We start from the raw sequence: 14126 nt of genomic DNA, 5'->3' as shown, positions 1-14126 counted from the left end.
GCCTAGTGTTTATCAACATGTCGACCTTGGCCTACGAGATCGTGGACGTCTTCACCGATCGCCCTTTCGCCGGCAACCCGCTTGCCGTGGTGTTCGGCGCGGAGGCGCTGGCCACGGAGCAGATGCAGGCGCTCGCGCTGGAGTTCAACCTTTCCGAGACGGTGTTCGTGCTGGCCCCGACCCAGGTCGGCGCCACATACCGGGCACGGATCTTCACCCCGGTGGAGGAGTTGCCGTTCGCCGGGCATCCCAGCGTCGGCGCCGCGGTCACCGCGAGCCGGCGCGGGATGTTCGGTGTGGGGCAGGTCATGCAGGAGTGCGGCGCCGGTGTGCTGCCGATCGAGGTGACCGCGTCCGGGGCGACCCTCACCGGTGGAAGCCCGACCCTCGGCCCCGAGCTGGACCCGGAGCCGCTGCTGGAGATCGCCGGGCTGGCCCCGGACGACCACATGGGGCCGCCCCCACGGGTCGCCGGCTGCGGGCTGGAGTTCCCGTACCTGCCGGTGCGGCCGGAGTCGGTGGCCCGCGCCCGGGTGAATCCGGCGGCGGCGGAGCGGTACGGGGTGGCGCACGTCAGCGTCTTCTCCTGGGATCCGACCGCGCAAACCGCGCACGCCCGGGTCTTCGTGCCCGGCCTCGGCGTACCGGAGGACCCGGCGACCGGTTCGGCGGCACTCGGTCTCGGTGTCTGGCTGGTGGCCAGCGGCCTGCTGCCCGCCGACGGGCTGTCCCGATACGCCGTGCGCCAGGGTGTGGAGATGAACCGTCCGTCCGCGCTGGCCTGCACGGTCACCGCGGAGAACGGCGTGGTGGTCGGTGCGACGGTCGCCGGCCAGGTGATGCCGGTGGCCCGGGGTGAGATCGCCGTGCCACCGTTCGTGGGCTGACCGGCGGGGGTGTTCATGCGGGACAATGCGGGTGTGACGGACGAGGACGCCCCCCGAGGCACGCCACTGGTCGACGAGGCGATGAAGAAGGCCGCGGTGGCGTGGGTCAGCGTGGCCGGCGGGCCCGCGCTCGCACTCTGGTGCGCCCCGCTGGAGGGCGCCCTGTTCGTGGTCAGCGGGCCGGGCGAGCAGGCCGCACCGGGGCTGGCCGACGCGGCCGAGGCGCAGGTCAGCCTGCGCGGTGACCACGGCGGCCGGATCGTCACCTGGCCGGCGCGGGTGACCCGGCTGCGACCGGGCACCGACGCATGGGACACAGCAGCGCCGCTGGTGGCCGGCAAGCGGCTGAACGCGCCCGGCCCGACCGCCGACCTGGTGGCCCGGTGGGCCGCCGACGGCTGCGCGGTGAACCGGCTCGCCCCGGCCGGTGACCCGCTTTCCGGCGCCGACCTGCCGGCCGACGCGCAGGCCGAACCGCCCCGGGAGACCCCGGCGGTCCGGGCCGCCCGCAAGCCGTTCCGCCTGCACCGGGTCCGCCGCCGCTGACCCGCCGCCGCTGTGCGGTCAGCCGACCCCCACGCCGATGACCTCGGCGTCGACGAGGTCGAGCACGTCGCGCAATGTGCTGAGTGTCGGGCCGCGCCAGTCCCGGTCGGCGTTGAACACCATGTGCTCGGCGAGGTCGGGCGCGGCGAGTCGGACGGCGGTCATCCCGGCCCGCTCCGCGCCGGTCAACTCCTGGCTGCCGCCGTCGCCGACGTACAGGCAGTCGCGCGGCGCGAGCCCGAGTCGCCCGCAGGCGGTCAGGTAGAGCGCGGGATCCGGCTTGCACCGTCCGACCTGCACCGAGAAGACCCGCACGTCGAGCAGCGGGGCGACCGCGAGCTGTGGCAGGAAGGCCGGCAGCTCGTGCGTACAGTCGCTGATCACGCCTGTGCACAGGCCGCGCTGGCGTAGCGCCGCCAGCACGGGCACCGCGTCGGCCCGCAGCCGGGTGTCCGCGCGGACCGCGCGGTGCCGGGAGGCCACGGCCGCGCGCACCGCGTGGTCGCTGGGGTGTACGCCGGCCTGGCCGCAGACCCACCGCAGCGTCGCCTCCGCGTTGCCGAGCCGGCCGGTGGCCCGCTCGTAGTAGGTGCGGTCCAGCACCTCGGTCAACGTGTCGGTGTGGCATCCGAGCAGCTCCGCGGTGCCGAGGTGGGCGGCACCGCGCTGGACCGGACGGGTCAGGGTGCCGAAGAAATCGAACAGCACCGCCTGGTAGTTGGGCATGGGGGAGCGCCTCCGGGCGGTCGAGGGTCGCCGGCGCGGACCGCGTGATCGTAACGGAGTGCTGACGTTCCGTGTTGTTCGCGAGCATGTGAGGATTGCTTCCCGTGCCCCCTTCCTCACACCGCCCGCCCCCGGATCCGCTGACCACCGGCGCGGTCGGCCTGGCCGTGGTCGCCGTGTCGTCGTCCGCGCCGCTGATCGCCTACGCCGCCGCTCCCGCGCTGGCCATCGCGTTCTGGCGGAACCTGCTCGCGGTGGCCGTGCTGAGCCCGTTCTCGCTGGCCCGGCGTCGCGCCGAGTTCCGTGCGCTGGCCGGCCGCGCAGGCCGGCGGGAGGGGCTGTACTGCGTGCTCTCCGGGGTCGCGCTCGCCGCGCACTTCGCCACCTGGATGCCGAGCGCGCAACTCACCTCGGTCGCCACGGCCACCGCCCTGGTCGCCACCCAGCCGGTCTGGCAGGGGCTGATCGCCCGTGCCCAGGGCCGTGGGCTGCCCCCGGTGGTCTGGATCGGCATCGCGGTGGCGGTCGGCGGCGCAGTGATCGCCACCGGCGCGGACGTGGGCATCTCCGGGCGGGCCGTGGTCGGTGACCTGCTCGCGCTGACCGGTGGCCTGTTCGCCGCCGTCTACACCGCCTTCGGTGAGCGGGCCCGGGCCAGCATCAGCACCACCACGTACACCACCATCTGCTACGGGATCTGCGCGCTGATCCTGCTGGTGGTCTGCCTGCTCGGTGGGGTCCGGATGACCGGCTTCGACGGGCGTACCTGGTTGGCCATCCTGGCCCTGGTGGCCGGCGCACAACTGCTCGGCCATTCGATGTTCAACTACGCCCTGCGCCGGATTCCGGCGACCACGGTCAGCGTGTTGATCCTGCTGGAGGTGCCCGGCGCGGCGCTGCTCGGTTGGGTCTGGCTGGGGCAGTTGCCCCGCCCGTACGCGCTGTTGGGAATGGCGCTGCTGCTGGTCGGGGTGGCCGTGGTGGTGCTCGGTGGCGCCCGGGCCGGTCGCCGCGCCACGCCGCCCACCCCGCTCCCCGCCGACGCCGCCCCGTTGAAAGACTGACCGCCCGCCCGGCCCGGGCGAATCCGGGACGACCTGAGGAACACCGCTTGCGGTTCCCTCCGGGGCGGGCCCGCCCGGCGTCTTGCGCGGGTCGTGGCGCTGGCGGGCTCGGCGGCTCGGCAGGCGCGCCTGAAACACGCCCTACGCCTCGTACACCTCGATCACGCGGGTGGTCGGCGCGGACCCGCCGAGCGCGGCGCGCAGCGCGGAACGCTCCGGGTCGGCGAGGAACGCCTCGTACCCGGCTCGCGCGTCGAACCGGATGACGTGCACCTCGGCCCGCTCGTCGATGCCGCGCAGCCGACGTTCCAGGTGGCCGCCGTGCCGTCCGAGCAGGGCCAGCACGGTGTCCTCGTAGTGTTTTCCGGCGGCCTCGGCCCCGGCGGTGAACTCGACGAGCGCGACAAGCGTCAGCACGGTGGTCACGCTAGTCCGCGATGCCGACGGCCTTGGCGCTGGCCGCCCAGAGCCGGGCGGCCAGCTGCGGGTCGGCGGCTTTGCGGTACGGCCGGCGTAGCCGCCGGTCGTGGTAGTAGCCGCCGTCGACCAGCCGGGACCGGTCCTGGTTGGCGAGCCAGACCAGGGTCTCGGCACCCTTCTCGGGGCTGCGGAACGGCAGGAGCCGCATGCCGAGGGCGACCAGCCGGCTGTCGTTGGCGAACCGTGTGCGCACCACTCCGGGATGGAAGCTGTGTGCCGGAATGCCCGGCCAACGCCGGGCCGCCTCGCCGGTGAACAGGATGTTCGCCTGCTTGCTTGTGCCGTACGCGCCCATCGGTCGGTAGCCGCGCAGCGGCGCGTTCAGGTCGTCCGGGTCGAGCGTGCCGAAGCGGTGCGCGCCGGAGGCGGTCACCACGATCCGGCCGATCCGGTCGGCGAGCAGGTTCGTCAGCAGGAACGGCGCCAGATGGTTGGCCTGGATCGACAGCTCGAAGCCGTCGACGGTGGTGAGCGGCTGGAGTGCGATGGCACCGGCGTTGTTGGCCAGCACGTCGATCCGGTCGTACGCGTCGCGCAGCCGCCCGGCGAGCCGGCGCACGTCGTCGAGCACCGCGAAGTCGGCCCGGAACAGCTCCGGACGCTCGCCCGACGTCTCCCGTACCCGTTCCGCCGCGGCCTGCAACCGGGCCGGGTCCCGCCCGACCAGCACCACCCGGTCACCGCGGCACGCCAGGTCCACGGCGGCGGCCAGCCCGATGCCGGAGCTGGCACCGGTCACCACCACCAGTCGACGCCCAGTGAGATCTTCCACAGGTCCATTCACCCCGGTCATGGCGCGAGGTTACCGTGGCGTCACCACGCCCTTTGGGATCGTTAAGTTTCTCGGATCTGTCGTCAGGTGGCGTCGGCGTGCCCGCCGGACGCTGGAAGGAGCGCATCCATGGCCAGAGTCGGTCGTCCCCGCCGGTCCTGCCTCGCGGTACCGGGTTCCAGCGTCAAGATGCTCGGCAAGGCGCAGGGACTCCCGGCCGACCAGGTCTTCCTCGACCTGGAGGACGCCGTGGCCCCGCTGGCCAAGCCGGATGCGCGGAAGAACATCGTGGCCGCGCTCAACGAGGGTGACTGGGCGGGCAAGACGCGCGTGGTCCGGGTCAACGACCTGACCACCCCGTGGACCTACCGGGACGTCATCGAGGTGGTCGAGGGTGCCGGCGCGAACCTGGACTGCATCATGCTGCCGAAGGTGCAGGACGCCGCGCAGGTGCAGTGGCTGGACCTGACGCTCACCCAGATCGAGAAGACGCTCGGCCTGGAGGTCGGCCGGATCGGCATCGAGGCGCAGATCGAGAACGCCGCCGGCCTGGTCAACGTGGACGCGATCGCCGCCGCCTCGCCCCGGGTGGAGACCATCATCTTCGGTCCGGCCGACTTCATGGCCTCGATCAACATGAAGTCGATGGTGGTCGGGGGCCTGATCCCGGACTACCCGGGCGACCCGTACCACTACATCCTGATGCGCATCCTGATGGCCGCGCGGATGCACGACAAGCAGGCCATCGACGGCCCGTTCCTGCAGATCCGGGACGTGGACGCCTTCCGTGAGGTGGCCAGGCGTTCGGCGGCGCTGGGCTTCGACGGCAAGTGGGTGCTGCACCCGGGCCAGATCGACGCCGCCAACGAGGTCTACCAGCCGGCGCAGGCCGACTACGACCACGCCGAGTTGATCCTCGACGCGTACCAGCACTACACCTCGGAGGCCGGCGGAAAGCTCGGCGCCGTGATGCTCGGCGACGAGATGATCGACGAGGCGTCCCGCAAGATGGCGCTGGTCATCGCCGCCAAGGGCCGGGCCGCCGGGATGAGCCGTACCTCGTCGTTCACCCCGCCCTCGGAGTGACCGGCCGGGCCGCCCCGCGTCGCTGACCGGGGCGGCCCGCCGAACTCAGTAGGTGCCGCTGTCGTAGCTGGACGGATCCTGGTTGGCCAACCAGACGAAGAAGATCACGATAGCGATGGTGGCCAGCACCGCCAGGGCAGTGGCGATCCAGCCCACGATGATGCCGGCGGTGGCGAAGCCCTCGCCACCCTCGCCGCGCTCCCTGATCTGCTTACGGGACACGTGGCCGAGGATCGCGCCGACCGCGCCGATGTAGCCGCCGAGGCCGTAGCCGCAGAGGCCGAGGGCGCCGATGATCGCGACGACCATCGCGGCGATGGCCAGGCCGTTCTGCTTCGGCGCCGGCGGGTACCCGTAACCCGGGTAGCCGACCGGCGGGTAGCCGTACGGGCCGGCCTGGACCGGCGGCACGTTGCTGGCGTACGGATCGGTCGCCGGGTACGGGTTCGGGACGGTCGGCTGGGCGGGAACCGGTTGGCCACCCACCACGAGGGTGGGATCGCCGAACTGCTGACCCGACGAGGCCGGGTCCTGCCAGCCGCCGGGGGGCGGGGGATTGGTCATGCGATTCTCCGTCATGTCGGGTGCGCCGTCAGGGTAGCCAGCGGCGACCAAACCCGATGCCCCCGCTCCCGGGTGCCGCGTTGCCCGGGCCCGTCCGACCGGGCAGGATCCTGGCATGGCAATGGATGCGCGCGCCGCCGATCGTTCCGGTAGTCGACCGAGACGGGACGTCAGCCGCCCCGGCGCCGGCCGGCGCGGCCGTGCGGCCACACCGGCCGGTGCCACCGGCGCGGACGAGCCGGTCGCGCTCGCCGACCCGGTGACCATGCGACTCGACGGACGGGTCGCCCTGGTGACCGGAGCGGGCAGCCCGGACGGCATCGGGTACGCCACCGCCCGCCGCCTCACCGACCTGGGCGCCCGGGTGGCCATCGTCTCCACCACCCGGCGCATCCACGAGCGGGCCGGCGAACTGGGAGTGACCGGTTTCGTGGCGGACCTGACCGACGAGTCCGAGGTCGGCGCGCTGGCCGACGCGGTCGCCGAGCAGTTGGGCGACGTCGAGGTGCTCGTCAACAACGCCGGCCTGGCCAGCCGCGCCAGCCCGGAGGTGCTGCGACCGGTCGCGCAGCTGACCTACGACGAGTGGCGCGCCGAGATCGACCGCAACCTGACCACCGCGTTCCTGTGCAGCCGGGCGTTCATCAGCGGGATGGCCGAGCGCGGCTGGGGGCGGATCGTCAACCTCGCGGCCACCGCCGGCCCGGTCAACGCCCTGCCCACCGAGGCCGCGTACGCGGCGGCGAAGGCCGGGGTGGTCGGGCTGACCCGGGCACTGGCCATGGAGATGATCGCCGACGGGGTGACCGTGAACGCGGTGGCCCCCGGCACCATCTACACCGCGGCGTCCACGATGGCGGAGATCAAGCAGGGTCTGGGCACCCCGGTCGGTCGACCTGGCACTCCGGACGAGGTCGCCGCCGCGATCAGCTTCCTCTGCTCGCCGGCCGCCTCGTACATCACCGGTCAGATGCTGGTGGTGGACGGCGGTAACAGCGTCCGCGAGGCCCGGTTCCGGTGACCGGTCGCGTCCACATGGGACGGGACCTGGCCGCCGATCAGTAGCCGCCGTTGTCGCCGGTGGTGCCGATGAGGACCAGCGCCAGCCAACCACAGCAGGCCAGCACGGTGAGCCCGGTGAAGACGTAGCCGAGGATCAGACCCCAGGTGGCGAGCTGGTCGCCCTCCTCGCCGCTGGTACGGATCTGTCGCTTGGCCACGTGGCCGAGGACCACGCCGGCCGGGGGGAACACGAAGGCGAACACGAGCGACAGGATCGCCAGCACGTTTGTGCCCCGACCCGGTCCGGACGACGGAGGGCCGTACTGCCCGTAGGGGCCCTGCGGGGGGTACGGCGGCTGCTGCCCCCAGTGCGCCGGCTGGTGCGGCCCCTGCTGCTGGTACGGCGAGGGCTCGTCCGCCGGCGGCCCGTACGGCGAGCGCTCCGGCGCCCCGAAGGCCGACTGGTCCGGCGGCGGCGGGTACGGCGACTGGCCCGCCGGCGGCGGCGCGTAGGGCGACTGGTCCGGGGGTGGCTCGTAGGGTGACGGCGGCTGCTCGTCCCCGGGCGGTCCCGACGGCGGCGGGTAGCTCACGGCTGTCCTCCTCCTGCCGGTGCCGGAAAAGTCCTTCTTGCCGGACGCTACCCGGAGCGGTGAACCTTTTCACAGCGGTTGTGTGGACTGGTCACCTTGGCCTCGCCGGCTCCGGAGGCCGATACTGACCCAGCGTTCAGTTACCCACGAGTAGTGCGCAGATCCCCGGAGGCTGAGATGGCTCGACTCGCCCAGACACCCGGCCTGACCGATGTGCAGCGGTCGATCCTGGAGACCGTCCGGGAGTTCGCCGACAAGGAGATCATCCCGCACGCTCAGCGGCTGGAGCACGCCGACGAATACCCCACCGACATCCTCGACGGGATGCGCGAGATGGGGCTGTTCGGTCTCACCATCGACGAGGAGTACGGGGGCCTCGGCGAGTCGCTGCTCACCTACGCGCTGGTGGTGGAACAGCTGTCCCGAGGCTGGATGTCGATCTCCGGCATCGTCAACACCCACTTCATCGTGGCGTACCTGATCTCCCAGCACGGCTCCGCCGAGCAGAAGGCCCGACTGCTGCCGAAGATGGCCACCGGCGAGGTCCGGGGCGCGTTCTCCATGTCCGAGCCGGAGACCGGCTCCGACGTCTCGGCCATCAAGTCCCGGGCCGTCCGCGACGGCGACCGCTACGTGCTCAACGGTCAGAAGATGTGGCTGACCAACGGGGCGTACTCCTCCGTGGTGGCCACCCTGGTCAAGACCGACACCGGCGCCGAGTCGGTGTACGGCAACATGAGCACCTTCCTGCTGGAGAAGGAGCCGGGCTTCGGGGAGACCGCACCCGGGCTGACCATCCCCGGCAAGATCGACAAGATGGGCTACAAGGGCGTCGAGACCACCGAGATGGTGCTCGACGGGGTGACCGTGCCCGACTCGGCGATCCTCGGCGGCGCCGACAAGGTGGGCCGGGGCTTCTACCAGATGATGGACGGCATCGAGGTGGGCCGGGTCAACGTGGCCGCCCGCGCCTGCGGCATCTCCATCCGCGCCTTCGAGTTGGCGGTCAGCTACGCGCAGCAGCGCAAGACCTTCGGTCAGCCGCTCGCCAAGCACCAGGCCATCGCCTTCAAGCTCGCCGAGATGGGCACGAAGATCGAGGCCGCACACGCCCTCATGGTCAACGCCGCCCGGCTCAAGGACGCCGGCCAGCGCAACGACGTCGAGGCCGGGATGGCCAAGCTGCTCGCGTCCGAGTACTGCGCCGAGGTCGTCCAGGAGGCGTTCCGCATCCACGGCGGCTACGGCTACTCCAAGGAGTACGAGATCGAGCGGCTGATGCGGGAGGCCCCGTTCCTGCTCATCGGCGAGGGCACCTCCGAGATCCAGAAGACCATCATCTCCCGCGGCCTGCTCAAGGAATACAAGCTCTGAGCTGAAAGGAAGGGTCCCTTGTTAACGCCTGGTGCATAGGAAGGGTCCCTTCCTAACGGTGGAGGCTGGGGGCGAGTCAGCCGAGGCGGGTCAGGTTGGCGGCGGCGCGTTCGACGATGAGGCAGCGGTCCTCGACGTAGTCCATCCCGGCGGCCTCGGCGATCCGCCGCGCCTCAGCGGAGACGATGCCCAGTTGCAGCCAGACCGCAGGGGCGCCGATCGCCGCCGCGTCCCGGACCACCTGCACGGCGTCGGCCGCCGGCCGGAACACGTCCACCAGGTCGACCGGGTGCGGGATGTCGGCCAGCGTCGGGTACGCCCGCTCCCCGAAGAGTTCGTCGACCGTCGGGTTGACCGGGATGATCCGCCAGCCGTACTGCTGCATCTGCAACGGCACGCCGTGCGCGGCCTTCAACGGGTCGCGGGAGGCGCCCACGACGGCGATCACGGCGGAGTCGGCGAGGATCTGCTGAGCGGTACGCACCCGCCGACTGTAGCGCCGCCCTCGGGCTAGAGCAGGGTCAGCTGCTCAGCGGCCGGCGGCGGTGGTGGTTCGGGCAGGCTGCGGTTGTCGCCCAGCTCAGCGCGGTGCAGCCCGTGCCGACGGGCCGCGATCCGCACCCGAGCGGTCAGCTCCCGCTGGTAGGCCTGCGGGGCGTACGCACCGGCCCGGTAGAGCTCGCGGTAGCGCGGGACGAGGTGCGGGTGTTCCCGCGCCAGCCAGTGCGCATACCACTCCCGGGCGCCGGGGCGCAGGTGCAGCGCCAGCGGGGTCACACTGGTCGCCCCGGCGGCGGCGATCGCCGACACCGTGGCGTCGATCGACTCGTCGCCGTCGCTCAGCCCGGGCAGGATCGGGGCCATCAGCACCCCGACGGGAAAGCCGGCGTCGGCGAGCGCCCGGACCGCGTCCAGCCGACGGCGGGGGTGCGGCGTGCCCGGCTCGACGGAACGCCAGAGCTGCTCGTCGACGAACCCCACCGAGTAGGAGATGCCGACCCTGGTCACCTCGGCGGCCTCGCGCAGCAGCGGCAGGTCCCGCAGGATCAGCGTGCCCTTGGTGAGGATCGAGAACGGGTTGGCGAAGTCCCGCAAGGCGGCGATGATCTGCGGCATCAGCCGGTAGCGGCCCTCGGCGCGCTGGTAGCAGTCCACGTTGGTGCCCATCGCGACGTGCGCGCCCCGCCACTTCGGCGCGGCCAGCTCCCGCCGGACCAGCTCCCCAGCGTTGACCTTGACAATCACCTTCCGGTCGAAGTCCGCGCCGGCGTCCAGGTCGAGATAGGTGTGAGTGTTCCTCGCGAAACAGTTGTGGCTGACCACCCCGTTGGCGATGAAGTCCCCGGTGCCGGTGGTGATGTCCCACAGCGGCAGCTCCAGCCCGAGCGCCTGGATGTCCACCACCCTGAGCGCGGTCTGATGCTTCAGCGCGGCGCCCTCGATCGACCGCTTGCGAGTGATGGCGGGGTCAGTCAGGTGGAAGAACCGGAGCCGGGCGGCCAGCCCCCCGGTCAGTCTGATTTCCCGCACACGGTTGGGTTGGCCGCGATCTTCGAGCACGAAGGAGAGCCCGAACCGCCGCAGCGCCTCCGTCGTCTGGTCGAGGATGGCGTCGTCGCTGTTGGTGATACGTAGGACACCTCTGCTGCAACTGCCCTCGGCGTCGAAGATCCCGGCCAGGAAGCCCAGCCGCCAGTCGTCACTGGGATCCACCGGCCAGCGGATCAGGTCAGTAATCGTCTCGATGTCCCGCTGCTTCGAGGTGCGGATCGCGGTCATCGCTCGCCGCCCGGTGCTGGCCTGAGTGAACGTGAAGCGCTGCGTCGCGACCCCTTCGTGGGCGAGGTAGCGCTCACTACGGCTCAACGCCTCGTCGTCGCACAGCGCCAGGCGGAACCGGTGCACCACCCCGTACGAGTACGAGAAGGTGCCGAGATGCGCATCCCCGCGCACCATGCCGCAGAGGTAGCCCCGGCGGTAGTCCGGTGACTCCTTGGGGCCGGCGGCGAAACGGCCGGTGCCGATCAGGCGATTGTTGGTGGTCAGGTAGGGGCGTCGGTTGCTGCCGTGCATGGCTCCGGTGACGTACTTCCAGCCACGTTCGGAGAGGAACCGGTGGTCGCCGCTGGCGATGAGCGTCGTGCCGTCCTCCAGGGTTACCCGGTAGGCCGCTTTGACGGTCGACCACTTGTCCAGCACCGTGGTGACGACGTATCGCCGGTACGCGCCGCGCCGCTCCGTCCCGTAGATGCGGTCGCCCGGCTCCAATTCGCTGATCGGCTTCGTGCGCCCGTCCGCCATGAGGATCGGGGTGTCCCCGCCCAGGCAGTAAACGCACCCATGGGAGCAGCCCCGGTAGGGGTTGATGGTCCACTCGAAGGGGACGCGGGACTGCCCGGGCACCCGGTTGATTATGGATTTGGCCTGCACCTCGTAGAACGTCATCCCGGCGAACTCCGGGGTGTCGAAGGTGCGGGCGACGGCGCCGGGCAGCGCCAGCGGCAGGGGTGGCGTCGCTGGCGCTGCCCGCTCGGGGTCTCCCTCAACCGGGGGAGCGGTGAGGTTGTCCCAGCGCATGGCCACTATTCGAACACGTGTACGAGTGAAGCGCAAGTGACCCGCCGGACACCGGTGCCTGATCGCGCGCTCCGGGAGGGGAGGATGGACAGCATGAAGACGTCGACCTTCGTCTACGACGGGGACTGCGCGTTCTGCACCCGGTGCGCGGAGTTCATCGAACGCCGCATCCCCACCGCCGCGCGGGTGGTGCCCTGGCAGTTCGCCGACCTGGACGCGCTCGGCCTAACCGCCGCCGAGTGCGAGGAGGCCGTGCAGTGGGTCGGTGCGGACGGCTCACGCGCCGCCGGGCCGGATGCCATCGCGAAGCTGCTCGCCGCGAGCGGACCGGTCTGGCGGGTCGCCGGCGCCGGGCTGCGTTTCCCGCCGGCGCGTGCCGCGGCCTGGCCGGCGTACCGCTGGGTGGCGCGCAACCGGCACCGACTGCCGGGTGGCACGGCCGCCTGTGCTCTGCCGCAGGAGGCACGGGAGCGGCTCTACGGCCCGACCGGTCGCCCGACCGCCGGCGGCTGACCGCCGAGTGGAGCCGGCTCGGCGTCACGCCCGACCGGCACCGGGTCCGCGCTGGGTCCCGCCGGGTCCTGGGGCCCTGCTGTTCCACGGCCGACGAGCCGGCGGGCCCAGACCAGCGGGCGGACCCTCTCCAGCGGCAGGAAGCTGGTCATCGCTGCCAGGTGCGGTGCGAACGAGATGGTGATGGTCGCGATGGTCGCCACGTGGAACGAGTAGAAGAAGCCGACCATGGCCAGCCGCCAGCGGGCCGGCAGCAGGAAGACCACCGGGCTGAACAGCTCGAAGGCCACGATGCCGAACTGGGCGACGATCAGCAGGTGCGGCACCTGGGCGATGAGGTCCGCGAGGTCGGTGCCGCGCCGGATGATGGCCCGCGCGAGCACCGAGCCGGTCAGCCAGTCCAGCCCGCCGAAGCGCAGCTTGGCCCAGGCGGCCAGGAAGTACGTGCAGATCACCGCGATCTGGGTGACCCGCAGCGCCCAGCCGCCGGCCTCGGTGCGGGTGGTGTCGCCGTGCCTGGCCCGGCCGGCGGTGGGCAGTACGGCCAGCGCGACGAGCAGCCCGAACCGGTCATGGTCGACCTTCCCGTAGCTCATCGCGATGATCATCCACTCCAGGTACAGCGCGCAGACCGACCAGCCGAGCAGCCGGGGCGCCCGTCCGGTCGCGGCCAGCAGGGCGAGCAGCAGCAGCGCCCAGAAGATCACCGCAACCATCGCCGGGGTCGGGGTGGGCAGCGGGAGGATCCGGCCGACCAGCAGCGGCTGGTACAGCTCGCCGGGCACGCTGGCCCTGGTCCGCACCCAGGGCGTGAAGACGACCAGGTCGGCGGCGACGAAGAGGTAGATCAGGGTCCGGAAGGCGGCCACCCGTCCCCGCGGTACCGCCTCGGTCAGCCAGCGGCTCATCGGGAGGCCTGCCAGCGGACCACGGTCTCGTCGGTGTGCCGGCCGGTCGGCCGGCCGGCGCGGATGCCGTGCCAGCGGATGACGATGCGGACCTCCACCAGTTCGGCGGCGTCCGGATGGCGTTCGGCGTACGCGTCGGCCACCTCGGCGAGCAGCGCCGGGTCGGCGGCGTACCGCGCCTGCTGGCCCTCGATCTCGGCGCGGCGGATGCCGGTCGCGTCCTGGTCGAGGTCGACGACGGTGCCGGTGCTGTTCACCCCCTCCACCCGGGTGTCCGGGGCGGGGTCGTTCGGCGGGTTGGAGGTCGAGTACATCCGGAACGGGCCGAACGGGAAATCGTCGTCGCTGCCCCAGAGGGTGCCGACCAGCAGCAGGGCGAGGCCGAGTGCGGTCGCGCCCAACCGGGTGGCGCGCCCGCGGGTGGTCAAGTTCTCCATCGGCCGTGACGATACGGGATGTACCGGCCGCCTCTGGTCCCTCCGACGGTCAGTTTCCGCTGCCCGGGTCGACGATCGGGCGCACCGCGCCGGGGGTACGACGAAGGCCGGGCCCGACCGGGCCCGGCCTCGCGCGTGCCGTCGCGCGGACGGCTCAGTGGTTGTGCTCGGCCAGCTGCTTACGGACGTCGTCCATGTCCAGCGCCTCGACCTGCTCGATCAGGTTCTCCAGCGCGGACTCCGGCAGAGCGCCGGGCTGGGCGAAGACGATGACGCCGTCGCGGATCGCCATGATCGTCGGGATCGACCGGATGTCGAACTTGGCGCCCAACTCCTGCTGGGCCTCGGTGTCGACCTTGCCGAAGACGATGTTCTGGTGCTTCTCCGAGGAACGCTCGTAGACCGGGGCGAACCGCTTGCACGGACCACACCAGTCGGCCCAGAAGTCGACCAGGACGATTCCGTCGTTGCCGGTCACCTCGTCGAAGTTCGCCGAGGTCAGCTCAACGGTTGCCATTGCACTCTCCGATCACCGCGGTTTGTCTACGTCCCGTAGAACCAGGGCTGACCGTATCGAATTCCCGGGCGGTCGGGCAC

Annotated in this window: 17 protein-coding genes; 7 read left to right on the top strand and 10 right to left on the bottom strand. The window is 71.7% G+C overall.

All coding sequences use genetic code 11. The annotated features are described in order from the left end of the window. Positions 1-17: 17 nt before the first annotated feature. Both GA0070607_RS09480 and GA0070607_RS09475 read left to right on the top strand, forming a co-directional pair. Positions 18-887 carry a PhzF family phenazine biosynthesis protein gene (locus GA0070607_RS09480; RefSeq protein WP_089017873.1) on the top strand — a complete coding sequence of 290 codons (870 nt, stop codon included), beginning with the start codon at positions 18-20 and terminating at the stop codon, positions 885-887. A 15-nt stretch (positions 888-902) separates the two neighbouring features. Then, a complete protein-coding gene (locus GA0070607_RS09475) occupies positions 903-1433 on the top strand; it encodes a hypothetical protein (protein ID WP_089021745.1) in 531 nt (176 codons plus the stop codon). Positions 1434-1451: 18 nt separating this feature from the next. On the opposite strand, the gene GA0070607_RS09470 is transcribed toward GA0070607_RS09475, so the two are convergent. After that, complete coding sequence (locus GA0070607_RS09470) at positions 1452-2159, bottom strand: HAD family hydrolase (RefSeq protein WP_089017872.1); 708 nt, start codon at positions 2157-2159, stop codon at positions 1452-1454. A gap of 104 nt (positions 2160-2263) precedes the next feature. Between GA0070607_RS09470 and GA0070607_RS09465 the strand changes: the two genes are divergently transcribed. Then, positions 2264-3223 (top strand): DMT family transporter, encoded by a 960-nt coding sequence (locus GA0070607_RS09465; protein WP_089017871.1) that lies wholly within the window; start codon positions 2264-2266, stop codon positions 3221-3223. Between the two features lie 141 nt (positions 3224-3364). Here GA0070607_RS09465 and GA0070607_RS09460 read toward each other — a convergent pair whose 3' ends face one another. Both GA0070607_RS09460 and GA0070607_RS09455 read right to left on the bottom strand, forming a co-directional pair. Then, positions 3365-3640 (bottom strand): hypothetical protein, encoded by a 276-nt coding sequence (locus GA0070607_RS09460; RefSeq protein WP_231930919.1) that lies wholly within the window; start codon positions 3638-3640, stop codon positions 3365-3367. Between the two features lie 10 nt (positions 3641-3650). Next, positions 3651-4475 carry an SDR family NAD(P)-dependent oxidoreductase gene (locus GA0070607_RS09455; RefSeq protein ID WP_089017869.1) on the bottom strand — a complete coding sequence of 275 codons (825 nt, stop codon included), beginning with the start codon at positions 4473-4475 and terminating at the stop codon, positions 3651-3653. Positions 4476-4604: 129 nt separating this feature from the next. Here GA0070607_RS09455 and GA0070607_RS09450 point away from each other — a divergent pair, with 129 nt between their 5' ends. Continuing rightward, positions 4605-5561, top strand: coding sequence for an HpcH/HpaI aldolase/citrate lyase family protein (locus tag GA0070607_RS09450; RefSeq protein WP_089017868.1), 957 nt, complete (start codon positions 4605-4607; stop codon positions 5559-5561). A 45-nt stretch (positions 5562-5606) separates the two neighbouring features. Here the strand turns inward: GA0070607_RS09450 and GA0070607_RS09445 are convergent, their stop codons facing one another. Then, complete coding sequence (locus GA0070607_RS09445; protein ID WP_089017867.1) at positions 5607-6125, bottom strand: DUF4190 domain-containing protein; 519 nt, start codon at positions 6123-6125, stop codon at positions 5607-5609. A 115-nt stretch (positions 6126-6240) separates the two neighbouring features. Here GA0070607_RS09445 and GA0070607_RS09440 point away from each other — a divergent pair, with 115 nt between their 5' ends. After that, positions 6241-7146: an SDR family NAD(P)-dependent oxidoreductase gene (locus GA0070607_RS09440; protein WP_089017866.1), complete on the top strand. Its 906-nt coding sequence runs from the start codon at positions 6241-6243 to the stop codon at positions 7144-7146. A 37-nt stretch (positions 7147-7183) separates the two neighbouring features. Here the strand turns inward: GA0070607_RS09440 and GA0070607_RS09435 are convergent, their stop codons facing one another. Further along, the gene (locus GA0070607_RS09435; RefSeq protein WP_089017865.1) at positions 7184-7720 is read right to left on the bottom strand and encodes a DUF4190 domain-containing protein; all 537 of its coding nucleotides are present in this window, start codon (positions 7718-7720) and stop codon (positions 7184-7186) included. Positions 7721-7897: 177 nt separating this feature from the next. On the opposite strand from GA0070607_RS09435, the gene GA0070607_RS09430 reads away from it, so the two are divergent. Beyond that, positions 7898-9094 (top strand): acyl-CoA dehydrogenase family protein, encoded by a 1197-nt coding sequence (locus GA0070607_RS09430; RefSeq protein WP_089017864.1) that lies wholly within the window; start codon positions 7898-7900, stop codon positions 9092-9094. A gap of 76 nt (positions 9095-9170) precedes the next feature. On the opposite strand, the gene GA0070607_RS09425 is transcribed toward GA0070607_RS09430, so the two are convergent. Then, on the bottom strand, positions 9171-9578 hold the full coding sequence (locus GA0070607_RS09425; protein ID WP_089017863.1) for a CoA-binding protein: 408 nt from the start codon (positions 9576-9578) through the stop codon (positions 9171-9173). Between the two features lie 26 nt (positions 9579-9604). Further along, complete coding sequence (locus tag GA0070607_RS09420) at positions 9605-11671, bottom strand: intein-containing Rv2578c family radical SAM protein (protein ID WP_089017862.1); 2067 nt, start codon at positions 11669-11671, stop codon at positions 9605-9607. Positions 11672-11764: 93 nt separating this feature from the next. On the opposite strand from GA0070607_RS09420, the gene GA0070607_RS09415 reads away from it, so the two are divergent. Beyond that, positions 11765-12184 (top strand): thiol-disulfide oxidoreductase DCC family protein, encoded by a 420-nt coding sequence (locus GA0070607_RS09415; protein ID WP_089017861.1) that lies wholly within the window; start codon positions 11765-11767, stop codon positions 12182-12184. Here GA0070607_RS09415 and GA0070607_RS09410 read toward each other — a convergent pair. The 3 genes from GA0070607_RS09410 to trxA form a co-directional block, all read right to left on the bottom strand. Beyond that, complete coding sequence (locus tag GA0070607_RS09410; protein ID WP_089017860.1) at positions 12148-13092, bottom strand: HTTM domain-containing protein; 945 nt, start codon at positions 13090-13092, stop codon at positions 12148-12150. The two genes, GA0070607_RS09415 and GA0070607_RS09410, sit on opposite strands and share 37 nt — an antisense overlap. Further along, positions 13089-13529, bottom strand: a complete 441-nt coding sequence (locus GA0070607_RS09405) for a hypothetical protein (protein ID WP_089017859.1) — start codon at positions 13527-13529, stop codon at positions 13089-13091. The genes GA0070607_RS09410 and GA0070607_RS09405 overlap by 4 nt, the downstream gene beginning before the upstream one ends. Positions 13530-13683: 154 nt before the next feature. Continuing rightward, the gene (gene trxA, locus GA0070607_RS09400) at positions 13684-14046 is read right to left on the bottom strand and encodes a thioredoxin (protein ID WP_030329190.1); all 363 of its coding nucleotides are present in this window, start codon (positions 14044-14046) and stop codon (positions 13684-13686) included. Between the last annotated feature and the right edge of the window lie 80 nt (positions 14047-14126).

It is taken from the genome of Micromonospora coriariae (assembly GCF_900091455.1).
Taxonomy (GTDB): Bacteria; Actinomycetota; Actinomycetes; order Mycobacteriales; family Micromonosporaceae; genus Micromonospora; species Micromonospora coriariae.
The sequence above is the reverse complement of the archived record's forward strand: the minus strand, read 5'-3'. Positions and strand labels throughout refer to the sequence as shown.